The following is a 22,064-nucleotide window of genomic DNA, read 5'->3' as shown; positions in this document are numbered from 1 at the left end:
CGCCGCGCACCTCGTCGCAGCCGTCGCCCGGCGCATGTGCAGCCCCGGACGGCAGCCCTGCTCCGGCGCGGGGACGCGCGCCAATGCCGGCGCCGGTCCGCCGAATAGGCTTGCGCGCAGCGCGCCGTGCGCCGCGGCCGCGCTGGGCAACCGTTGACCATTGCCGCGGACTCGGACACGGCGCAGCATGCACCGCTGCCGCCGGCCGATCGCTGCGGCACAGGGGCGACTCCATGCGGACGGGCGAGCTCATGCGCAGGGCGTGTGCTGGAAGAGATACGCTTTGGCCCGCTGCAGCATCTGCCCCAACCGTTCCGCACGCGGTCCCAATGGGGCGATGGCCTCCCCGGCGTCGCGCAATAGATCCAGCGCGAACTGGCGCGCTGCCTGCAGGCCCATGATCGAGGCGCAGGTCGGCTTCTGGGCTGCCGCGTCCTTGCCGGGGGTCTTGCCCAGCGTCGCGGTATCCGCTGTCGCGTCGAGAACGTCGTCGACCACCTGCAACGCCAGGCCGAAACAGGCGCTGTAGCGATCGAGCGCACAGTACAGCGCAGCGTGCGGGGCATCCTCCGCGATGGCGCATAGCGCGCCCATGCGTACGGACGCGCGCACTAGCGCTCCGCTCTTCATCCGGTGCATCGCCACTATCCTGTCCAGCTCGACGTCCTTTCCGACCAGCGACAGATCCATGGCTTGACCGCCTGCGGCACCCTCGGCGGACACCGCCTGCGCCAGTTCGCGCACGAGCGCTATACGGTTGTTGCCCGGCGCATCCAACCTCGCCAGGGCCAGAAAGGAGTGCGCCTGCAGCGCATCGCCAACCAGGATCGCAGTGGCTTCGCCGAACTTAACGTGCACGGTCGGAAGGCCGCGGCGAAGCACGTCGTCATCCATCGAGGGCAGGTCGTCGTGGACCAGGCTACAGGCGTGCATCATCTCGATGGCTGCGCCGACGTCGTCGAGCATGTGCGCCGGCGTCTCGGCCAGTGCGCCGGCAGCCAGACAGAGCAAGGCGCGGGTGCGCTTCCCGCCGTGCAAGGTGGCATAGCGCATGGCCGCCATCAACTCGGTCTCACCGTCATTTTCGGCGCAAAGGAGACGCGCCAGCGCCTGTTCGACCCGCTTTGCGCCGTCCTGCATCCAGATCTCCGGCAGCAGCCTGCCGGACGCGCCGCGCGCCTGAGCGCCCAATTCCCCGGGCGCGGAAACGCCAGTTCGGTCGTTGTGTAGCGTGGAACCGGTCTGCATGTTGTTCATAGTCCTTGTACCTGACACGGCCACTGCGAGCTCCGAACCGCCGCGGTATTGCCGGTGTCGCACTGAGTGCAGCGCGCCTTTCCGGCGCCGCTGCCCGCCAGACGGGGCATGCGATGCCAGCTCATGAGAATCCGATGCGGACTGCCATGGACGGATGTGCGGTCGGGTAATAGCGTCGGCCTTTTTCGACACCGCTCAGCAACCGCGGCCTCACCCCGGCCCCGTGCATGGTCAGCGCCAAGGCGATGCAGAACTGCACCATTTCCAGCCATACCAAGTGGTAGCCGATGCAGACGTGTGGGCCGGTACCGAACTGCAGCATGTCCACCGGCCGGATCGGCCCTGTGCGTTGAAGCCACCGCGCCAGCTGGAACTGATCAGGCGACTCGTGCAGCAGCGCCGAGGTCGAGAAATGCAGCAGCGGGATGCACAGATGGGTGCCCGCCGGAATGCGTCGTTGGCCGAGTTGCAATTCCTGCAGCGCGCGACGCGGCAGGAGCGTGGTCGCCGGATGCATGCGCAGCGTCTCGCGGAACAGCGCCTCGGCGACCGGACACTGCGCCAGGTCCGCGTGCCGGGTCGGTACCGCGCCCACGCGTAGCGCCTCCTCGACCAGGGCGTCCCACAGCACAGGCTGCCGAGCCAACTCGATCACCATCCAGGCCATCGTCGAGGCGGTGGTGTCGTGACCGGCAAGCAGCAGCAAGCGGATGTTGGCAACCAGTACGTCATCGGAGAGCACATCGTCACTGCGATCGAAGGCGCTCACCATGTCGTTGATCAACCCGGTGCGCGCGGCATGCGCGCGCGCGTCGCGGACGAACTGGCGCAACTGCGCATCGATCCAGTCGCGGGCGGCGCGGCCGCGCCGCAAGGGCAGTCCGGGAAGGTCGATCGGGGGCGCGACGATCAACTGCAGCAGTTGCCGGTACTTTCGATGCCATCCCGGCAGATCCTGCGCGGGGATTCCCATGAGGCTGAAGATGAGCTTGAGCATCAGGTCGCCGGTTTCGCGCAGGATGGTTACGTCGCCGCGGTCGCGCCACGCCTGCACCCGCGCTCGGATGACGGGCGCGAACAGGTTGCCGATGCCGGCCTGGGTCAGCCCCTTGGGCAGGAACGCCGCCTTGACCGCATCGCGCGCCTGGCGGTGCGGGCCGCCGTCCTGGGCTACCAACGTTCCGCCAAGCAATTCGGGCGCGATCTCTTCGATCAGCGCCGAGGACACGTCCTTGTGCCGGAGCAGTGCGAACGCATCCGGATCCACGCAGGTCATCAGGTGTCCGGCAGGGCCGAAATCCAGCCAGAAGTGGCTGCCCAGCGTCCGTTCCCCGCGCCGCAGCAGGCGCGGCAGGTCGCAGACGATGGCGGGAAGATGCCCGACCAAGGGGAAAGCGCCGGGCATGATTGGAATGTCGTGCCGCAGCCGGTGCCGACGGTCCAGTGGGTTGAGCAGCATGTCCATCAGCAGCGCGGCGCCGCGGCCGCTTCGGGGATGCCGCCGGCAGGCCGCGCTGCGGGGCTGTTGCCACCGTCGGCGAACGTCGGCACATGCGCCAGCATGCCGCCGTCGACGCACAAGACCTGGCCGGTAATGAACGCAGCATCTTCGGAGAGCAGGAACGCCACCAGCGCGGCCACGTCCTCGGGGCGGCCGACGCGCGGCAGGAGCTGGTGCCGGCGCAGATGCCGTTGCATGCACTCGTCCAACTTGGCGAGGAGACGCTCGGACATGATGAGACCCGGCGCAACAGCGTTGCAGCGAATCTGCGCATGACCGTACTGGGTGGCGAGCGAGGCCGACAACATGTTCATCGCCGCCTTCGACGCGGCGTAGGACGTCTGCGCGGTGTCACCGCTGAGCCCCTGGCACGACGACATGTTGACGATCGCGCCACCGCCGCGGGCGATCATCCGTGGGATGGCCTGTCGGCAGCAGAGCAGCGTGCCGCGCAGATTGGTCGCCATAGTCTCATCCCAGACCGCCAGGTCCAGGTCGAGGATCGCGCAGTCGCGTGGGGTCAGATGCATAGCGCTGGCGTTGTTCACCAGCAGGTCGACCCCACCGAAGTGCCGCTCGGCCGTCTCGAATAGCGCTGCCACCGCCTCCGCATCGGCGATGTCCGCGGCCAGGGCCAGCGCGTGGCTCGCTTCGGCCGCGATCTGCGCGGCGCAGGCGATGGCCGCCGGGCCATCAATGTCCGCCGCCACCACTCTGCCGCCCTCTCGTGCGATGGCGAGGGCGCATGCCTTGCCGATGCCGGCGCCGGCGCCGGTCACCACGGCCACCTTGCCTTCAAACCGTCCCACCGTGTCCTCCTGAGTTGCCTTGGTTTTCGCGGCGTGCCGCTCAGCCTCCGCCGGAGAAGGCGCAGGGTCGGCGCCGGCGCGCTCGTCATCGCTGGCGTCGCTTTCGATGACCCGAATGGCGGCGACCGGGCACTGGCTGGCCGCGAGCCGCACGGCGGCGTGCAGCGCCTGCGGGACCGTCGCCACGCATGATTCGGCCACTCCGTCCGGTTCGCGCTGACGAAAGGTGCCCGGCAGCGTCAGCGCGCACTGCCCGGTGGTTCCGCACAGATCCTGGTCGACCACGACGCGCATCTCAGCCCCCCTGCGCATGCAGCCGCACCGGCAGCGCGCGGAACGTCCTAAGGAACGCGGAGGGCTCCCTGGTTGGCTGCTCGGCCAATGCCATCGTGGGAAAGCGCGCCTGGATCCGCGGCAGGCTCTCGGCCAACTGCACCCGGGCCAATTGCGCACCGAGGCAGAAGTGGATGCCGTGGCCAAAGCTCAGCATGATCTTCCCGTCGGTCGACATGCCAGGACTGGTGCCGTAGAACCGCGCGGGATCGAAGCGGTCGGGATCGGCGAAGGCGTCCGGGTCGCGATTGCCGGCCGCGATCAGCACGCGCACGTCCGCATTCTTCGGGATTACCACGCCGCCCAGTTCGATGTCGCGTTGGGCGATACGCGGAATGGAGCTGAACATGGCGGGCGCGTCGCAGCGCAGGACCTCTTCGACGAATGCCTTCACTCCCACGGCGTCCCCCTGAAGCCAGTGCCGCTGTTCGGGAAACGCCAGCATCGCCAAGACCCCATGGTCGATGCTCGCAGCAGTGGTGGCGAAGCCGCCCAGCAGCATGCCCCACAGCATGCTGATCAACTCCGCATCCGACAGCGTGTCGGCATCGTCGTCGTGCGCGCCGACTAGCATCGACACGATGTCGTGGCTGGGATCGGTGCGTTTGCGCTGTATGAGGTCGCCGAAGTAGGCCTGCACCCTGGCGCTGGCCGCGTCCGCCGCGGCGAGCTGGGGATCGCTGGCGTGCGGGCTCAGGCCTTCTAGAATGGCGCCGATGCCAGTGGCGAGCCCGAACATGTCGTCCTTGGGCATGCCGAACAGTTCGGCGAAGACCAGCATGGGCAAGGCCAGCGCGAATTCCCGATGCAGGTCCACCGCCTCCCCCCGCTCAAGCGCGGGCGCCATGCAGTCCAGGCGCCCTGCGACGATGCGCGCGATGCTCGGCCGCAGGTTGTCGATCTCGCGCATAGTGAAATCGCGCGAGATCAGCCGGCGCAGACGCGTATGCGTCGGTGGTTCCTTCATCGCTAGCGTGGACGCCAGCAGACTGAGCGACAGGCTGGTCGCCGCACGCGGGAAATAGCGCGCCAGTTCGCCCGGCGCTGGTCCCCGAAACGCATCGCCCGTGGCCTTGAGCACCCAGTAAATATCGACGTGGCGGCTCAACAGAAAGAGGCCCGACGCCGCGCGATGCACCGGATCGTGCTCGCGCAACCACCGCATGAACGGATAGGGGTCGTGGATACACGCTGGCGACGCCAGTTCGGCGAAGGCATCCCCGCATGCTGCCGTGGTTTCTTGCACGTCCATCTTGATTACCTGTTGGCTAGCTGATCTGACCGGCGCGTTCTAGGCGCGCCGGCAAATTGCAGAGAAGATCGCGATTCCGGGCGGCGTCCGCACATCACCAGAGCACCGGGAACTCCTCGAACCCGCCAGTGATGATCTCCTCGCGCAACTTCAGCGCTTCGGGCGCCACGGCCAGGCGCAGCGCGGGAAAGCGGTGAAAGATCGAACCGACCACCACCTTGAGTTCCAGCCTGGCCAGCGCCATGCCAATGCAGTAGTGCGACCCGTGGGAGAACGCCAGGTGGGGGTTTTCGTCGCGTCCGATATCGAAGATTTCCGGGTTATCGAAATGGCGCGGATCGAACGACGTCGCCGGCAGGCCGACGAGCACCTTGCTCTCCGCGGGAATATGCACGCCCGCGATAGTCACGTCGGTCCTCGGATAGCGCATGACGCCGTCCCAGCCCGCGCCCGGCGGGTACATGCGCAGGATTTCCTCCACCGCCTTGTCCACCAAGGATGGATCGCCGACCAGGCGTTCGCGCTGTTGCGGATGGCGGAGCATGGCCAGCAGGCCGAATTCGATCTGCGCAACGGTGCTCTCATGCCCCGCCACCAGCATGCCCGCCGCCAGGCCGATCGCCTCTTCCTCGGACGCCTTGCCCTGGTCGACCGCCGCGAGCAGATCCGTCAGCAGATTGTCGCCCGGATCCTGGCGCTTGTCCCACATCTTGCCGCGAATGTAGGCGCGCAGTTCTTCCCAGGCCAGGCGAGACGCGCTGCGCGGACCGCTTTCATGCTGGTGCGTCATCACCTCGTCGGACAGTCCGGCGAAAAAGGCGTGATCCTCATAGGGCACGCCAATCAGCGCGCTGATGACCATGGCCGGAAGCGGAAAGGAGAGGTAGCGCCTCAGATCGGCGGGCTGGGGCTGGGCGGCCAGCGTCTCGAACAACTGCGCGGCGATCGTCTCGACCTGCTGCGCGAGCAGCTTCACCCTGCGGTTGCTGAAGGCCGGCGCCACGATCGTGCGTAACCGGTCATGCTCGCCCCCCTCGTGCGAGACCAGCCATCCCGGCGAACCGAGAATTACTGAATCCGGGGTGAATGCCGCCGGCGGCATTCCCGCGGGGCGGAACGCCGCGTCGGACAGCGCCGCCTTGGCCTCATCGTAGCCTGTCACCCACCAGCCTTCGTGCCCTGACGGGAAGCGCACGCGGTGGATCGGACCGTTGGCGCGTAGCGCCAACATCTCGGGCGAGGGCTCGATGTGATCGACGCGCCACATCGGCAGCGTCGGCAGTGGTTGTTGGGACATCGTGGCACTTCAGTCTCTATGGAAGGGCGAAAGCGCTGCGGCAGCCAATGACGTAAGACGGCATGTAGACGTCCCGCAGCGTAGACTTATCCAGCGCCTTCGAATTCAGAATAAGGTGAGTGTAGTAGGCCGGCCTTTGCGTCGTAGCCCGCCATCAACATTTCGTGCGCAAGGGTCGAAAAGGGCGGCAGCCTGTGGTAGCGGCGGCTTCGCCGGGGCTCCCTTCCCATAGAATGCTGTCTGATGCGGGTTTGACATTTTACTTTTCTTTCTTCCTTCAGTTGATCGCGACGTCGTCCACAAAAAGACCGTCGGTCGGCGGCTCCGGCTTGCAACGAAGGAGCTTCAAAACTCGTGCCAATTTGGCGACCCAGCAGAGGAAAAAATATTGTGATTGTTCTCACCGAGTTAGCCTGAGGCCAGACAGCTCGCCGAAAAAGGCCGGTGTCGCGGACCCGACAAAAGGCGACAGAACAGGTCGGAAAGCGGTCGTCACACGCCAGACTGGCGACTTCATGAGTTGTCTGTCCTGGAATGATGGCAGGCTGCCTGACCTTTTTGAACCATGGGCTACCTCTCGATGTAGTCATCTGGGGCGAACGAGGCCTGCTCGTTGACAACGCCTGCCTCGCAGGTCCCATTTCGGATGTCCTGCAGATGATCTGCTGAATGATCGTGTGACTGGCAAAGTATCGACGGAGATTCGCTAGCGCGGCCTCTGCCGCAGCAGCAATTAATGGGGGTCGCCGCGCGAGCTCATTGACCTGGTTTTATATTTCTGAATTCGTTTCAACTGCGGCCCAGGTCGACACTCTTCACCTGTCCCTCTTCCACGCCGCAGGAATGCAGGGAAATTCACGTTCCTGCCAGCGAGCTTGCGCCAGATACTCAAGCGCGATTGCCTGAGAAAGGTAGACGATCTGAGTGGGCTGGATCGCACGCGGGACTTGGAGGAGCCGCTCCCAGCCGGTATCGCAGCCGTGCCCTAGGGCCTCCTCATCTGTTTGCAGAAGACTGAACCGAAATGAACGAGCGATGACTGGCGCTGCAGCTCAGTACAAGGAAAGAACACGGTTAGGCTATATGGTGTCGAGCTTCGCCGCTCGGGGAAGGATCTCCAATCTGGTGCTTTCATCGTTTGAGCATGGCCGAGATGACATGCCGGACGAGGGGAACATGTTGGGCGAACCGAAGCCCCGCATGGCGTGCAAGCCGTGCCACCGGTTGCTCGCTCGAGTAGAGGCCGACGAGTATATTCGTAGCATGGTAGAGAGGCGCCGCGGACAGGCGCAGCCACCTTTCGTATCTGTGCAGTATGGCGGGATCGGCAATGTCACGGCCGTGGCGACTTGCAGTTAAGATTGCATCGGCAAGTTGCTTTTGGCTGCTGAGACCGATGTTGAAGCCATGCGCAGTCACCGGATGCATTCCGATAGCAGCGTCCCCGATGAGTGCCGCGCTCGGAGCCTTAAATTTGTGCGCCCACGTGGTGACCAGCGGATAGGTGTGGCGGTTGCTTGCCAATTCCATCTTCCCGAGACGGCCTCGACACCGGTTCGTCAATTCCAAGAGGAACAAATCGTCGGTGAAGGCAAGCAGTCTGTCGGCCTCGCTTGAGGGCAGAGTGAGCAGCAACGAGGACATCCCCTCCCCGACAGGCAACATCGCTATCGTTTGATGATGATCGAACCATTCGGTTGCCACCTGGTGATGGGCGCCCTCATGTCGCACCCGGCAGATCAGCATCGAGTGGCCAAGCCGATTAATGTCGGCGCCGATGCCGAGCAGATCACGCGTGGGCGACAGGCGCGAATCCGCGGCAACAACAAGCCTGGCGCTCAACTGCATGCCGTCAGAAAGCGTTATCACTGCTCCTTTGTGGCTGGTCGTTGCACGGACAACCGGGTGGCCGCACAGCAGAAGTGGCTCATCACGCAGCCGAACGACTTTGAACAACGCATCGCGAATGCGGCAGTTCGGGACCAAGATTCCGAGGGGTTCTCCAGACGCTATGGGAGCGTCAAAACGCAGTGCGAAAGCGCTCGAACCGTTGAGCACGCGCGCGCCATAAAGCGGCGATTTCTCCGAAGCTGGGATCGTATCCCACGCGCCGAGCTGGCGAAGGATTCTGATGGAGGCGAAAGTCAGAGCGATTTCGCGGCCATCGAAAGGCGCATTCGCGAGACGGTCGATGGAGTTCTGTTCAACAACTGCCACCTTGAGTTGGCTTTGGGCGAGCGAAGCGGCGAATGAAAGGCCGACCGGCCCGGCTCCCACGACAACAATATCGAAGCTATGGTTAGGGCTGCACATCACCGTACCGCCATGGGTGGATTGTGCAGGGCAGATACAGGTTACGCTCGGACCGGTGCTGTGCGCCGCCTTCGGGCGACTGCGTCGCCCCAAGGCGCAGGGCAGTAAAACCCGAAGCATACCATCGGTTCAATCGCGGACGCGCATGATTGGACCGGTCATAGTTTCTTCGCAGCCAAGCGTAAGGCCAGCCAGCAAGCGAGCTTCTCACAGTGCCGGCTGTTGACGGGCAAAGCGCCACAATCACGCTGCGCACAGGGTCGGCGCGCGTCAGCCCAGACCCACGGAATGATCTGGCCGCCGCCCGCGCTCCCACATCGCCTAATCTGGCTCTGCTCATTCTTCGCGGCCGTTTTGATCGAAAGCGCGCGCGGCTCGTCGAAGCAGCAGAGCCGACCGCTACGGTGAAAAGCCAAAACCGTCGAGACGGTGACACTGGCGACCAAACTCCACTGAGCATTCGTTCTCCCTTGCAGGGCCGATAAACCACGGTGATGAGGAGATAGTCCTGATCTGAATCAGTCAGACGCGTTGGAAGGTAGCGCGGGCTCCCGCTCCACTGGTGATCGCGATCTCGCACTCCGTACGCCGCCAACTCCGCACGTGGACTGGCAACGCAACCACTGTCTGAGAGAGGCTTTTCACAATCAACGTCAAGTCGGGCCTGGGAATTGCAAGCTGCTGAGCATCCGCACCTTGTTCCAGAACATGGACAGCGGCTTCATTCAGCGTTCCAGATCGTCATCTTGGTCGATGAGGATCCGCTCGGCGGCGCCGTCGAGATCCTGATATTGACCACTGCTCAAGGCCCACACAACGCCAGACAGCCCCAGCGCGCCGAGAAGCAAAGCCACCGGAATGAGATAGACAAGCGTCGTCACGACGGCTGCGCCGATGCATGAATGCCGGAACCAGCGGCTGTCGAAGAAACTCTCGTCATCCGGTTCGGCGCAAAGCCTTGCAGACGCAACGCGTTCCCGATCACGAGCAGCGATGAAGCGGACATCGCGATCGCCGCGATAAGAGGCGTGGCGTGGCCCAGGATGGCGATCGGCACGGCGACGGCGTTGTAGACGATCGCAATGGCTATGTTCTGGCGGATCAGGTGCCCCGCCTTGCGCGAGACGTCCAGCGCGAGCGGCACTGCCAGAAGACTTTCGCGCAGGAATACGAAGTCGGCCGCATTGCGGCCAATGTCGGCGGCGGTGGCCGGTGCGATCGAGACATGCGCCGCGCTCAGTGCAGGCGTGTCGTTGAGGCCGTCACCAACCATCAGAACCTTGTGTCCGTCCTTGGCCAAGGTCTCGATGCCTTCGACCTTGCCTGACGGCAGCAGGCACGGAGCGAAGTCGTCGACACCCAGCATTTCTGCAACTTCGGCGCATGCGCCCCCAGTATCGCCCGACAGCATCTGCACCGACATCCCGGCGTCGCTCAATCGCTTGATCGCCGCGCCGGCGTCGGCGCGCAGCGCATCCTCGAAATTGAAGGTCGCGACAATGAGCCCGTCTTTTGTCAGCACCGTTCCGCCATAGCCATGTTTGCCTTCACCACCGGTCCGGGCCTTCCATCCAGCCCATCCGCGTCGACCTAGCCGCCAGGTGCTTCCGGCGTCGGTGGCTTCGATGCCAAACCCTGGATGCTCGGTCACGGTATCGAATTTGTGCCGCGCGCCAGGAGCGGCAAAGCCGGCTATGGCCCTTGAAAACGGATGGCGGGAATGCGCGGCCATGTCTCCCGCGACTGCCAGCATGCCCGAATCCATCGAGCCAGCATTGACCAGCCGGGGCTGGCCGAGCGTGAGGGTCCCGGTCTTGTCGAACACTGCTGTATCAATCGTCGCCAGGCGCTCCATGGCCGAACCGTCCTTGACCATGATGCCGTTCTCGAACAGGCGCCGCGCGGCGACCACCTGCACGATCGGCACGGCGAGGCCGAGCGCGCACGGGCAGGTGATGATGAGAACGGCAATGGCGATGGTTGTCGCCCGGTGCCAGTCGCCGGTCACCGCCATCCAGCCAAGGAACGTCGCGAAGGCTGTGAGATGAACCACCGGGGCATAGAGCGCTGAAACGCGATCGGCGATCCGACGATAATGCGCGCGGCCGCCCTCTGCGGCTTCCATGAGCCGAACCATTTCCGCCAGAAACGAATCTTTCGCGGCGGCTGTCGCCTCAATCGTCAGCGGGCCGGTTAGGTTGAGGACACCAGCCTGCACGGCTTCGCTTGCTGCAACGCTTCGAGGCGTGCTCTCGCCCGAGACAAGCGAACAGTCCAGATCCGAGGCCCCTTGAATGATGTTGCCGTCGACGGGGATTCTTTCGCCGGCCGCAATCAACAGCAGCATGCCGGGTTCGATCTCGCCAACCGGCAGGTAGTCGCGTGCGCCGTCGCCGCGGAGCACCATGGCGCCACGTGCGGCCAACTGGGACAGGCCTTTCACGGCGGTGCGGGCACGTTCGCGCATCACGTGATCCAACGTGCGGCCGATCAACAGGAAGAACAGCAGCGACACCGATGCATCGAAATAAGCGTGGTCGCCATGGTTGATCGTCTCATAGAGGCTAATGGCGTAGGCGAGGGACACTCCGACCGAGATCGGCACGTCCATGTTCATGCGGCCGTGACGCAGCGCATTCCAGGCCGAGCCGAAGAAGATGCCGCCGGCGAAGGCCAGTGCCGGGATCGCGATCAGCGCCGAGACCCAATGAAACAGGTCCCGCGTTGCGCCTTCGGCGCCAGACCAGACCGACACTGAAAGCAGCATGATGTTGCCCGCCGCAAAGCCGGCGACAGCAACGGCGCGGATCAGCTCCGAAAGCGTTTTGTCCTTGTTGTCGACCTCGGGGTCGAACAGATGCGCCTCGTAGCCTAGCCGTCCCAGCGCGGAGACAAATGGTGGAACCTCATCCCCATGCCACCGGACCGAGACCCGTTTCGTCGACAGGTTGACGCGTGCGCTCTCGACGCGATCAAGCTTTCCCAGCGCCGTCTCGATCGCTTGAATGCAGGCCGCGCAATGAACCGTCGGTACTGAAAGATCGGTCTGGCGGAGATCATCGCCAAGCGATCGGCTCGCCAGCTTGATCTCCTGGCTGGACGGCAGGACCGATCCGGTGTTGACCAGATCAAGCGCCATTTCGGCGCCCGGTGCACAACAACTCATTGCAGCGCTCCATTGGAAATCATGATCCTGCGGATGTCGCGATACAGTTCATCCAGACCGGCGGCGGCGTCGACTTCGACAATCCAGACGCCGTCCTTCGGCATGTGCTGGGCTGCGAATTCCTGGCCCGAGGCGGGTGCGAGGGTGACCGACTTGTCCTCTTTCTCGTAAGCGGGATGGCGAAACAGCACCTTGACGCCATGCAAGGGAACCGGCTTGCCGGCGACGTCGGTGAGGCCATAGCGAACTTCGCCCCATGCGATGGTCAGCTTGCCGGTCCAGCCAAGTGCTGCCTGCGCGCGACCCTCCTCGGCCTTCTTGTTGAATTGCTGGCTCGCCACATAGGTGTTTTCAACGACCAGTCCGGTCCAGCTTGTGTTGGCGAGCGTCGCCATCGTCAGATTGACCGCGATGACCACGCCGAAAAAGGCTAGAATGATGGCCAGCATGTGCCTGCCGGTGAATTCGCGGGGTTTTTCAGCGTTAGCGGTCATCTGGCGATCTCCGGCGCGTTGAAGGTGGCGGTGTATTCGTCCGCCTCGAAGCTCGACTTGTCCTCGACACGGAACGTGAAGGTTTGCGCTGCGCCACGGATTTGGTCGGCCGGCTGGCGCACGAAGACCTTCAGCATTTTCAGGCGATCGGGCTCGACCGGGATGGCAAAGGAGCGGCCCGCCTTGATGTCGTCCCCAACCACGCTCATTTCGCCTCCTTGCAAGCCCTGCATGGTGACAACAATGGTCCGCGGCTCGGGGATCATGTTGAGCAGTTTGACGGTGTAGCCGTTGCGGATCGAGCCGTCGGACAAACTGACGAATTGCGGATTGCGGTCGTGCAGCACATTGACTTCGAGCCTGTCGCGCGTCAGCAGCGAATAGAGCAGACCCAGGCCGATCAGCGACCACAGACCCATGTAGACGTAGGTGCGTGGCCGGAAGATCTTGCTGACATGGAAATGGGCCACCTTGTCGGAGAACAGGCCATCAGCGGTCCTGACCAGCGACGGGTTGACTGAACTGGAGCCGCCCGCGGTCGCCAGCATCATGTTGGCGTTGTAATCGGAGAGCGTCGCGTAGGAAATCAGTCCGCGTTCCCTGCCGAGCTTGCCCATGACGCCGTCGCAGGCGTCGATGCAAAGCGCGCAGGTGATGCATTCGAGCTGCTGGCCGTCGCGAATGTCGATCCCCATCGGGCAGACCGCGACGCAGGCATTGCAGTCGACGCAGTCGCCCACCGGCTGGCCTGCGGCCAGCACCTTCTTGGCGTGACGCGAACGCGGTTCACCACGCCAGTCATTGTAGGTGACCGTGAGTGAGTTCTCATCGAGCATTGCCGCCTGGATGCGCGGCCATGGGCACATATAGGTGCAGACCTGTTCGCGCATCAGACCGCCGAACGTATAGGTCGTCGCCGTCAACACGGCGATCGTGATGTAGGCGACAGGAGCGGCGGTGCCAGTGAGGAGCTCACCGACAAGCGTCGGCGCATCGGCAAAATAGAAGATCCAGGCGCCGCCGGTCGCCACCCCAATGACCAGCCAGACGGCGTGCTTCGATACGCGCAGCATCAGCTTGCGGGCGGTCCAGGGACCGGCATCAAGTTTCATGCGGGCGTTGCGGTCCCCCTCGATCGCACGTTCGACGACCAGAAACAGATCGACCCATACCGTCTGCGGACACGCATAGCCGCACCAGGCACGCCCGACAGTCGAGGTAATCAGGAAAAGACCGACGCCGGCCATGACCAGAAGGCCGGCCACATAGTAAAATTCCTGCGGCCAGATCTCGATGAAGAAGAAGTGGAAGCGCCGGTTGGCGAGATCGAGGAGCACGGCTTGGTCTGGGGCAAATGGACCTCGACCCCATCGCAACCACGGTGTCAGGTAGTAGATGCCAAGGGTGATCGCCATCACCAGCCATTTGAAGCGGCGAAAGCTGCCTGAGGCGCGCTTGGGGAAGATTTTCTCGCGTCTGGCATAATGCGGCTGGCGCGGATTGGGGGAATTCATGGCCGAGGCTTCGAGCCGTTCTATTCGCGTACTACTGCACACATGCGTCTCCACTCCCAGCCAATGTCCGAAGCGTGCCGCATTGATGATGCGGCGCAGCCGAAATGGTGTCGAGGCCCGGCTCGCGCCGGGCCTCGTCGCTTGGCAGGGGGAGGCCGAGAATAGGGCTTTCCTTCCTACTCTCCGCCGCCAAGCGAATGGACATAGACCGCAAGTTCCTTGACTTTGATCTCGCCGAGACGGCCGACCCAGGCCGGCATGACTCCCTGTTTCGGTGCACGGACCTGCGCGGCGATGGCTGCCTCGCCGGATCCATAGAGCCAGATCGCATCGGTCAGGTCGGGCGCGCCGAGCTCCTCGTTGCCCTTTGCATTGTCGCCATGACAGCCCACGCAATTTTCAGCAAAGACCTTGGCGCCGGGCTCGATCAGACTTGCGTCCTGGACCTCGCCGGAAAGGCTGGCGACGTAGGCGCTGACCTGAGCGATCTGGTCAGCGGCTATGATGTCGCCAAAGGCAGGCATTTCCGACAGGCGCGTGTCCGGATCGGACGCGAAGCGGATCCCGTTCGTAATTGTCTGCTGGATCTGCTCGGCCTTGCCGCCCCACAGCCAGTCGTCGTCGTTGAGATTGGGAATGCCCTTGGAACCTTGGGCGCCGGAGCCATGACATTGGACGCAATTGATCTTGAAGGCGGCGCTACCGGCGGCAATGGCGAATTCGCGCAGGGCATCATCCGAGACGATTTCCCAGACACTTTTCGACTCCACCGCCGCGAGGTATTTGCCCTTCGCTGCTTCCGCATCCGCCAGCTCGTGCTTGACGTCATTGCGGCTCGAATAGCCGAGAACACCCGTCGTCGCCGAGTGCAGCAGCGGCCATGCCGGATAGGCGATCGTGTAGCCGATCGCCCAGACGATGGTGGCGTAGAAGATGGTGATCCACCAACGCGGAAGCGGGTTGTTCAACTCCCGGATGCCATCCCATTCGTGGCCGGTGGTTGGGACCCCAGAGATTTCATCGATATGCTCGTCGCTCATGATCACTCGTCCTGAAGCGGAATTCGGGCAGCTTCGTCGGCCTGAGCGCGGCTTCCGGGGCGGAGCGCGAAGACACTTGCCCCCGCAAAGAAAAGCGCCATGGCAAGCAGACCCCAGCTATCCGCAAACTCCCGCATCAAATTGTAATCCATGGAAAACACTCCTCAGCGGTAGCCGGCGGCTTCGTCGTAGTTCTTGAAATCGACCAACGTGCCGAGCATCTGCAGATAGGCGACGAGGGCGTCCATTTCGGTGACTTGTTGCGGATTGCCATCGAAGTCGCCCACCTTTGCTTTCGGATAGCGCTTCTCGAGGCCGGAGGTGTCGGCATTCGGGTCAGCCTGCGCTTTCAGATCGGCATTGGCGTTGGCAATCATGTCATCCGAATAGGGGACACCGACGCGCGCATTCGCAACCAGATGTGTCGAGAAGTCCTTCACCTCGATCGGCGCGTCCTTCAGGAAGGCATAGCTCGGCATGACCGATTCCGGCACCACGGAACGCGGATCCGAAAGATGCGCGACATGCCATGCATTGGAGTAGCGGTCACCGACCCGGGCCAGATCTGGCCCCGTCCGCTTCGATCCCCATTGGAAGGGGTGATCGTACATCGACTCGGCGGCCAAGCTGTAGTGGCCGTAGCGCTCGACTTCGTCGCGGAACGGCCTGATCATCTGGCTGTGGCAGACATAGCAGCCCTCGCGCACATAGATGTTGCGTCCGGCAAGTTCGAGCGGCGAGTAGGGCCGCATGCCTTCGACTTTCTCGATCGTGTTATCGAGGTAGAAGAGGGGTGCGATCTCGACGATGCCGCCGACGGTCACGACAAGAAGGGAGCCTACGAGAAGAAGCGTGGCGTTCTTCTCGATAATGGCATGTTTGTCCATCAAGCCCATCGGTTTGGCTCCCTGGCAGGCTGCAGGACAGGCGCGGCACCCGACATGGGCCTCTCCTCACGCTGGTGGCCTAGGATTGTCATGGCGACGTTCCAGGCCATGATCAGGGCGCCGGAGAGGTACATCGCCCCGCCAATGGCGCGCATCACATAGTAGGGGTGCATGGCGGCGACGGTTTCGGCGAAGGAGTAGACCAGGAAGCCCTGCTCGTCGTATTCGCGCCACATCAGACCCTGCATGATGCCGGACACCCACATGACCGCGGCGTAGACGACGATGCCGAGCGTCGCCAGCCAGAAGTGCCAGGTGACCAGCCGCAGCGAATAGAGCCTGTCGCGGTTCCAGAGCTTCGGAACCATGTAGTAGATCGCGCCGAAAGAAATCATGCCAACCCAGCCGAGCGCGCCGGAGTGCACGTGACCGATGGTCCAGTCGGTATAATGCGACAGCGAGTTAACCGCCTTGATAGCCATCACCGGGCCTTCGAAGGTCGACATGCCGTAGAAGGCGACGGCCATCACCATCATGCGGATGATGGGATCTGTGCGGAGCTTGTCCCAGGCGCCGGACAGCGTCATCAGGCCGTTGATCATGCCGCCCCATGACGGCATCCACAGCATGATCGAGAACACCATGCCGAGCGTCTGCGCCCAATCGGGCAGGGCGGTGTAGTGCAGGTGATGCGGCCCGGCCCAGATGTAGAGGAAGATGATCGCCCAGAAATGGATGATCGACAGCCGATAGGAATAGACCGGCCGGTTCGCCTGCTTGGGCACGAAGTAATACATCATGCCGAGGAAGCCGGCAGTCAGGAAGAAGCCGACGGCGTTGTGGCCATACCACCATTGCGTCAAGGCGTCCTGGACTCCGGAAAAGGCGGAGTAACTCTTGGAGCCCAGGAACGACGCCGGCATCGACAGATTGTTGATCACATGCAGCATCGCGATGGTCACGATGAAGGACAAATAGAACCAGTTGGCGACGTAGATGTGCGGTTCCTTGCGCTTGAAGATCGTGCCGAGGAACAGGATGAGATAGGCCACCCAGACGATGGTCAGCCAGATGTCCACATACCATTCGGGCTCCGCATATTCGCGGCTCTCGGTGATGCCGAGCAGGTAGCCCGTCGCGGCCATGACGATGAAAAGCTGATAGCCCCAGAAGACGAACCAGGCGAGATCACCGCCGAACAGGCGGGCGCGACAGGTGCGTTGAACGACGTACAACGACGTGCATAGCAGCGCGTTGCCGCCGAAGGCGAAGACGACGCCGGACGTATGCAGCGGCCGCAAGCGTCCGAAATTGAACCAAGGCTGAATGTTGAGATCGGGATAGGCCAGCTGCAGCGCGATGACCACGCCGATCAGCATGCCAATGACGCCCCAGAACATGGTGGCGATGGCGCCGTAGCGGATCGGATCATCCATATAAGCGGATCGGTCGATCGGAGTTGCCGGCTTGAACTCCGTGTTGCGCAACAAGATCCCGGTGAAGGCAGTAAGGGCAAAAAACAGCACCCACATGTGCTGGCGGAAAGGTCCGTCAATGCCGAAGCCGGCAGCCACCAGGGCTGCAAAAGCAAACAAGCCCACCACGACGATCGCTGTCCCGAATTTCATCGCAACTCCTGATCCCGAATCGGGCGGACGCCCAATCCGCTGTGCATCAATTGCGCAGCTGGCCTCTGCTCGCCCTGATCCATGTCAGGCGCCAGGTTTGTTCGGTAGAATCGAGTTCGCGCAAATCAGAAGGTGGCATACGGAAGCGCGCGACGGGCCTGCCCCGCTCACGACAAGTGGATTGAAGTCGAGCGAACGTTGAGGCGGGCGATATGTCGAGGCGTGCCCTCCGCGACTCGGAAGTATTGCTGCTAGCGTCGCTTGGAACGGCTCGGGAACGACGTAAATGGCGACATCGTCACTACCATTGCGGTACGAGGACCTCAACGATCAATGCTTCATCGGCGAGCGAAACACTCATGGCGGGTGGCTAGCTTATCCGATAAGGGTCGCGGATGCTCTCGTGTCCATGCTACCGGGGGCTCGAAGGCTGCAGCCGCAGCATGTCCTGCCGCGGCTTCGGAGTTGGCGGCGCAGACCCCGCCGCTTGGGGTTATTCAAACTGCCGCGGCCTTCGGCCGTCGCAACGCTGCTCCAGCCGGCCGACGCTCTCCACCATCACATGGCGTTTGTTCTCGATCCGGATCACGCCTTCAGCTCGCAATCGAGTCAGCTGCCGGCTCACGGTCTCATTCGTCAGTCCAAGGAAATCAGAGATGTCGGCACGAGTCAGCGGCAGATCGAAGGACGCCGAGCTGGCAGTCGGATTAACATTGGAATCGATATTCAGGGCGATCATGAGAAGAAAACTCGCCACCTTTTCCGATGCCGTCTTGCGTCCGAGCGTCACCATCCATTCGCGTGCTGCGTCAAGTTCGTCCAGCGTCTGCTTGAGCAGGCGGCGCTCGAGTTCCGGTGAATCCTTCATCATCCGTTCGAGGGCTGGCTTGGGGAACGAACACAGCGTGACAACAGTTGCCGCTTCCGCACTGATCTCACTCTCCACCTTGAAGGGTCGCCCCAGAAAATCCGGTGCAAACTGGAGAGCTACGATCTGCTGGCGCCCGTCCGAAAGGCTCTTCGTCAGCTTCACCACGCCTGAAAGCACATTCGAATAGCTGCCGACAGCCTCGCAGTCGCCGATCAGTTCGACTCCTGGCTCGATCTTGTGCCGCGACGAAGTCTTGGCGAGCCAAACCAAACGCTCTGGATCGAGCGCACCGCAAATACCACGACGCCTTCCCTCGCAAGAGCGGCAAAGAACGGGAATGCCGGAACTGTGAATGTCTTGCCGTAATGTCATGCGCTCGCTCTACCCTCTCCCAAGCACCGACAGGATAGCAATCCAGGGTAGAAAAATCCTTGCGGCAGTTTGTCCGAGCTGCACTTGATCGAAATCAGGGCGTTGGCCGGCCAATCAGTCAACAGTTCCAGCGATGCAAACATGGTGACCACGACATGCAGTCGAAAGTAGCTGCCTGGATTGTCGAAAACGTCCCTCGCTACACCAGCTATCCGACGGCACCGCATTTCCATGAGGGCGTCGATGCTGCGGCTTATCGTGGCTGGCTGGAGGCGCTCGGCGGGGACGATGAGATATCGCTCTACGTGCACATCCCATATTGCGACAAACTTTGCTGGTTCTGTGCGTGCCACACCAAGCAGACACGCCACTACGAACCGGTTACTACCTATTTGCGGTCATTGCATGCTGAGATCGCCACCGTCGCCAGTCTTGTCGCAGGCAAGGGCCGTGTGCGTGCTATCCATTTCGGCGGCGGTTCGCCGACGATGCTCAAACCCGAAGATATGGTGGCGTTGGCAACCGTCCTGCGCAACAGCTTCACATTTCTTCCCGGCGCCAAGATCAGCGTCGAAATCGAACCCAACGATATGGACGAAGCCCGCCTCGACGCGCTTGCCGAAATCGGCATGACGAGGGCGAGCCTCGGCGTGCAGGATTTCGATCCGAAGGTGCAAAAGGCCATTAATCGCGAGCAGACCTTCTTGCAGACCAAAACAGTTGTCGACGGCGTTCGGTCCCGCGGCGTCGAATCGGTCAACCTGGACCTGCTCTACGGCTTGCCGCACCAGACCAGGGAGAGAGTCCTGTCTACAGTCATGCAGGCGCTGACGCTGCAGCCGGACCGGATCGCCCTTTTTGGCTACGCCCATGTGCCATGGTTCAAGAAACATCAGACCATGATCGACGAGGCCTGGTTGCCAGGCCCGGAGGAGCGGCTTGCCCAATCGCAACTGGCAGCACGCGCCATCCTCGACCAAGCATACGAAGCAATCGGGCTCGACCATTTCGCCAAACCGAACGATGCGCTGGCCCTGGCGGCGCGCGCCGGGACTCTGCGTCGCAACTTTCAGGGCTATACCGAGGATCGCTGCGAAACTTTAATCGGCCTCGGCCCCTCGTCCATCAGCCAATTCAAGCAAGGCTACGTCCAGAACATGCCTTCAACCGGCGAATATGGCCGCATGGTGGATCAGGGTGGGTTGGCTTCGGTCCGCGGAATTGTTTTTTCCAACGACGACCGCGCTCGCGGCTGGATCATCGAGCGGCTGATGTGCGATTTCGGCTTCTCGGCAGTCGAATTGGTGGAACGCTTCGGCAAAGCCGGCCAGAAGCTCCTTCTCCGGTCGAGTACCGTGGCCCTCGACAACCCCGTCCGATTGCTTGAACTCGATGGCGACCGTTTCGTCGTGCCGGTGGAAAGTCGTCCCTTTGTCAGGAGCGTCGCTGCGAAGTTCGACAAATATCTCGAAAGCGGGAAGGCCAGGCACTCGGTGGCAATTTGAGCCAGAGTGCGTCGCAGACCGGGCAGGGTCCATCATCGGTGACCTTTCGCCACGCCACGATGTTATCAGCGCCCCTCTCGTTGGAATCAATGACAAGCACGCAGGCATACGAATCGGATCGGAAAAACCTAAGCTGACGCGCTGCATCCACGCTGCCTCCACACGACGCTGCCGCCTTAATGGTTGTCTTCCCGGTCGAGATCGGCCGCCGCATGATGGCGATGGACCATCGCTTGGCGACAGCTCGGCCTCCTATGGATGGACCCGCCGAGCGGGCGGTGCGCCACCATTGCACTTGACCAACTCTCTGCTGCGGTCATTTGGAATCTGAAGCTGGCTGAGACCGCGACTTGCCCGGGACGCTGGCCGTCGCCATACCTTCTTTTCTGGCCTTGGCAAACGCTCGGTCGCCTTCCAGAAATCCCGCCAGCATGAAAGGGATGAGTTCCGCCACCGTTTCAGACTCGCCGTAGGTCTGACGATAGAGCGCAGCATACGCATTGAGTTCTTGGCTCAACTCCGCGCTCACAGTGATGGTGATCTTCAAAGGCGTTCGATCTGGAAGCTTACCAAGTTTCAAGTTGGCCATAATCACTCCCGTTCAACTTTGTACGGCCGCAGCAAAAGGTCCTTGTGAACGATGACGCGCAGCGGCCAGCCTGGTCGGATAGTGATGGTGGGCTGAACATTGAGATTCTTCTCAGTTATGCGCTGGCCGGCTCGACTGACATTCTGCTGGGCGGATTCGCGGATCGCCTTGACCAGATCGCTTTCATTGTCTCCGAGGCTCAATTCGGTGCCCACGCCAAGCAAGGTCGCAAGCGCAACCCCCTTGATCAGCTGCCAGGTGTGGAAATCCACCTTGTCCTCAAGCCCTGCATATCCGGCGCTGTCTGTTGCCGGCAGATTGTCGATTTCGATCGAGGAACCGTCCGGCAGGATTATTCGCTGCCAGACCAGCAATGCGCGCCTTTGCCCAAACGCCACCACGCTGTCATAGGTGCCGATCAGCCGTGAACCTTGTGGAATGAGCAAGATGCTGCCCGTGACTGTGTCTTGGACATTCTCTGTGACCTGCGCGACGACAAGGCCGGGTAGGTCGGAATTGATGCCGGTGATCAGGCTAGCCGCGATCACGCTGCCAGCCATCAGCTGGTAGGGCGAAGCAGACGTCTGCAGCGCATGCGGATTGTAGATCCCGCTTGTGCTCCGCTGACTGACAAAATCCAGCTTGCGCTGTTGGTGGTTCTGATCGCCTTCGGCTGGAGCGACGGAAGCCGATGCGCCTGTCGCTCCCGGTTGCGGAACCGCTTCAGGCCGCTGCTGTACACTCTCCCCGCCGCCGGCGAGATCTGTCGGTCTCGGTCGATTGTCGATTCGGAACAACACTTGCGACTCGCGCGCTTCGATCGCCTGCTGGGCAAGGCGTTGATCCTCGGCGGAGACCCCCTGTCCCGGCGCGATGCCGAGTTGGCGCTGCCGCTCGAGGATGGGGCGGCCGAGATCACCGGGTAGCGGCGGTCCAAGCACCGGGGCCTCAGACTTGACGCCGGAATAATCCCTGGGCAGCCCGTCGAGTCCCTCGGCGGTGGGCTTGTGGTCAGGATGGTGGAGGTCTTCCGCATGCCCTTTGAGTCGCAATGCCGGTCCCTGAAGCGCAATCATCATGACGCCCAAAATGGCACCGCATCCGGCGGCAGCGATCGCGACAATCACACCTCGCCTGAAGCGCACAGCCGCGCGGGGTGAGGCGCGCAGCTGGAGCTGGTCGGGATCAAGTTTCGGCGGCGCATTGGAGTGGGACGTATCGGTCATGAGCCTTGTC

General features: G+C 62.6%; 19 protein-coding genes and 1 pseudogene. 1 reads left to right on the top strand and 19 read right to left on the bottom strand.

Translation table 11 applies throughout. The features are described from left to right. Positions 1-249 precede the first annotated feature (249 nt). The 17 genes and pseudogenes from AC0L24_RS28150 to AC0L24_RS28070 form a co-directional block, all read right to left on the bottom strand. Positions 250-1,248: a polyprenyl synthetase family protein gene (locus tag AC0L24_RS28150; protein WP_473564481.1), complete on the bottom strand. Its 999-nt coding sequence runs from the start codon at positions 1,246-1,248 to the stop codon at positions 250-252. Positions 1,249-1,378: 130 nt separating this feature from the next. Further along, a complete protein-coding gene (locus tag AC0L24_RS28145; RefSeq protein ID WP_473564463.1) occupies positions 1,379-2,722 on the bottom strand; it encodes a cytochrome P450 in 1,344 nt (447 codons plus the stop codon). Further along, positions 2,722-3,567: an SDR family oxidoreductase gene (locus AC0L24_RS28140; RefSeq protein ID WP_473564480.1), complete on the bottom strand. Its 846-nt coding sequence runs from the start codon at positions 3,565-3,567 to the stop codon at positions 2,722-2,724. Before AC0L24_RS28140 ends, AC0L24_RS28145 begins: the two co-directional genes overlap by 1 nt. Positions 3,568-3,735: 168 nt before the next feature. Then, a pseudogene (locus AC0L24_RS28135) lies at positions 3,736-3,861 on the bottom strand (ferredoxin); the annotation flags it as partial. 1 nt (position 3,862) lies between these two features. Continuing rightward, positions 3,863-5,152: a cytochrome P450 gene (locus tag AC0L24_RS28130; protein WP_473564462.1), complete on the bottom strand. Its 1,290-nt coding sequence runs from the start codon at positions 5,150-5,152 to the stop codon at positions 3,863-3,865. A gap of 94 nt (positions 5,153-5,246) precedes the next feature. Next, on the bottom strand, positions 5,247-6,449 hold the full coding sequence (locus AC0L24_RS28125; protein ID WP_473564461.1) for a cytochrome P450: 1,203 nt from the start codon (positions 6,447-6,449) through the stop codon (positions 5,247-5,249). A gap of 815 nt (positions 6,450-7,264) precedes the next feature. Continuing rightward, a complete protein-coding gene (locus AC0L24_RS28120) occupies positions 7,265-7,369 on the bottom strand; it encodes an isopentenyl transferase family protein (protein WP_473564479.1) in 105 nt (34 codons plus the stop codon). A gap of 211 nt (positions 7,370-7,580) precedes the next feature. Then, positions 7,581-8,762, bottom strand: a complete 1,182-nt coding sequence (gene ubiM, locus AC0L24_RS28115) for a 5-demethoxyubiquinol-8 5-hydroxylase UbiM (protein ID WP_473564460.1) — start codon at positions 8,760-8,762, stop codon at positions 7,581-7,583. A gap of 725 nt (positions 8,763-9,487) precedes the next feature. After that, positions 9,488-9,643: a cbb3-type cytochrome oxidase assembly protein CcoS gene (gene ccoS, locus AC0L24_RS28110; RefSeq protein WP_027164054.1), complete on the bottom strand. Its 156-nt coding sequence runs from the start codon at positions 9,641-9,643 to the stop codon at positions 9,488-9,490. Next, positions 9,640-11,928: a cation-translocating P-type ATPase gene (locus AC0L24_RS28105; protein ID WP_473564459.1), complete on the bottom strand. Its 2,289-nt coding sequence runs from the start codon at positions 11,926-11,928 to the stop codon at positions 9,640-9,642. Before AC0L24_RS28105 ends, ccoS begins: the two co-directional genes overlap by 4 nt. Further along, a complete protein-coding gene (locus AC0L24_RS28100) occupies positions 11,925-12,422 on the bottom strand; it encodes a FixH family protein (RefSeq protein WP_473564458.1) in 498 nt (165 codons plus the stop codon). Before AC0L24_RS28100 ends, AC0L24_RS28105 begins: the two co-directional genes overlap by 4 nt. Continuing rightward, positions 12,419-13,936: a cytochrome c oxidase accessory protein CcoG gene (gene ccoG / locus AC0L24_RS28095; protein WP_473564457.1), complete on the bottom strand. Its 1,518-nt coding sequence runs from the start codon at positions 13,934-13,936 to the stop codon at positions 12,419-12,421. Before ccoG ends, AC0L24_RS28100 begins: the two co-directional genes overlap by 4 nt. Before the next feature lie 176 nt (positions 13,937-14,112). Beyond that, positions 14,113-14,976, bottom strand: a complete 864-nt coding sequence (gene ccoP, locus AC0L24_RS28090; protein WP_473564456.1) for a cytochrome-c oxidase, cbb3-type subunit III — start codon at positions 14,974-14,976, stop codon at positions 14,113-14,115. A gap of 2 nt (positions 14,977-14,978) precedes the next feature. After that, a complete protein-coding gene (locus tag AC0L24_RS28085; RefSeq protein ID WP_473564455.1) occupies positions 14,979-15,128 on the bottom strand; it encodes a cbb3-type cytochrome c oxidase subunit 3 in 150 nt (49 codons plus the stop codon). Between the two features lie 12 nt (positions 15,129-15,140). Then, on the bottom strand, positions 15,141-15,872 hold the full coding sequence (gene ccoO / locus AC0L24_RS28080) for a cytochrome-c oxidase, cbb3-type subunit II (RefSeq protein WP_473564454.1): 732 nt from the start codon (positions 15,870-15,872) through the stop codon (positions 15,141-15,143). Then, entirely contained in the window at positions 15,863-17,491 is a 1,629-nt protein-coding gene (gene ccoN / locus AC0L24_RS28075; protein WP_473564453.1) for a cytochrome-c oxidase, cbb3-type subunit I, read from the bottom strand. Before ccoN ends, ccoO begins: the two co-directional genes overlap by 10 nt. A 493-nt stretch (positions 17,492-17,984) precedes the next feature. Continuing rightward, positions 17,985-18,734 carry a Crp/Fnr family transcriptional regulator gene (locus tag AC0L24_RS28070; protein ID WP_473564452.1) on the bottom strand — a complete coding sequence of 250 codons (750 nt, stop codon included), beginning with the start codon at positions 18,732-18,734 and terminating at the stop codon, positions 17,985-17,987. Between the two features lie 155 nt (positions 18,735-18,889). On the opposite strand from AC0L24_RS28070, the gene hemN reads away from it, so the two are divergent. Further along, complete coding sequence (hemN, locus tag AC0L24_RS28065; protein ID WP_473564478.1) at positions 18,890-20,239, top strand: oxygen-independent coproporphyrinogen III oxidase; 1,350 nt, start codon at positions 18,890-18,892, stop codon at positions 20,237-20,239. Between the two features lie 316 nt (positions 20,240-20,555). On the opposite strand, the gene AC0L24_RS28060 is transcribed toward hemN, so the two are convergent. After that, the gene (locus AC0L24_RS28060; RefSeq protein ID WP_063171452.1) at positions 20,556-20,828 is read right to left on the bottom strand and encodes a DUF2274 domain-containing protein; all 273 of its coding nucleotides are present in this window, start codon (positions 20,826-20,828) and stop codon (positions 20,556-20,558) included. Positions 20,829-20,830: 2 nt separating this feature from the next. After that, on the bottom strand, positions 20,831-22,054 hold the full coding sequence (locus tag AC0L24_RS28055) for a TraB/TrbI/VirB10 family type IV secretion system protein (RefSeq protein WP_473564451.1): 1,224 nt from the start codon (positions 22,052-22,054) through the stop codon (positions 20,831-20,833). Positions 22,055-22,064 lie beyond the last annotated feature (10 nt).

It is taken from the genome of Mesorhizobium sp. WSM4809, from assembly GCF_055811655.1.
The sequence above is the reverse complement of the archived record's forward strand: the minus strand, read 5'-3'. Positions and strand labels throughout refer to the sequence as shown.

Coding starts and splice junctions, on each gene's coding strand:
- AC0L24_RS28145 (WP_473564463.1), bottom strand. CDS start 2,722: ATGGACATGCTGCTCAACCCACTGGACCGTCGGCACCGGCTGCGGCAC.
- AC0L24_RS28125 (WP_473564461.1), bottom strand. CDS start 6,449: ATGTCCCAACAACCACTGCCGACGCTGCCGATGTGGCGCGTCGATCAC.
- ccoO (WP_473564454.1), bottom strand. CDS start 15,872: ATGGGCTTGATGGACAAACATGCCATTATCGAGAAGAACGCCACGCTT.
- AC0L24_RS28070 (WP_473564452.1), bottom strand. CDS start 18,734: ATGACATTACGGCAAGACATTCACAGTTCCGGCATTCCCGTTCTTTGC.
- AC0L24_RS28085 (WP_473564455.1), bottom strand. CDS start 15,128: ATGGATTACAATTTGATGCGGGAGTTTGCGGATAGCTGGGGTCTGCTT.
- AC0L24_RS28130 (WP_473564462.1), bottom strand. CDS start 5,152: ATGGACGTGCAAGAAACCACGGCAGCATGCGGGGATGCCTTCGCCGAA.
- AC0L24_RS28060 (WP_063171452.1), bottom strand. CDS start 20,828: ATGGCCAACTTGAAACTTGGTAAGCTTCCAGATCGAACGCCTTTGAAG.
- ubiM (WP_473564460.1), bottom strand. CDS start 8,762: ATGTGCAGCCCTAACCATAGCTTCGATATTGTTGTCGTGGGAGCCGGG.
- AC0L24_RS28100 (WP_473564458.1), bottom strand. CDS start 12,422: ATGACCGCTAACGCTGAAAAACCCCGCGAATTCACCGGCAGGCACATG.
- ccoN (WP_473564453.1), bottom strand. CDS start 17,491: ATGAAATTCGGGACAGCGATCGTCGTGGTGGGCTTGTTTGCTTTTGCA.
- ccoP (WP_473564456.1), bottom strand. CDS start 14,976: ATGAGCGACGAGCATATCGATGAAATCTCTGGGGTCCCAACCACCGGC.
- hemN (WP_473564478.1), top strand. CDS start 18,890: ATGCAGTCGAAAGTAGCTGCCTGGATTGTCGAAAACGTCCCTCGCTAC.
- AC0L24_RS28105 (WP_473564459.1), bottom strand. CDS start 11,928: ATGAGTTGTTGTGCACCGGGCGCCGAAATGGCGCTTGATCTGGTCAAC.
- AC0L24_RS28150 (WP_473564481.1), bottom strand. CDS start 1,248: ATGCAGACCGGTTCCACGCTACACAACGACCGAACTGGCGTTTCCGCG.
- AC0L24_RS28055 (WP_473564451.1), bottom strand. CDS start 22,054: ATGACCGATACGTCCCACTCCAATGCGCCGCCGAAACTTGATCCCGAC.
- ccoG (WP_473564457.1), bottom strand. CDS start 13,936: ATGAATTCCCCCAATCCGCGCCAGCCGCATTATGCCAGACGCGAGAAA.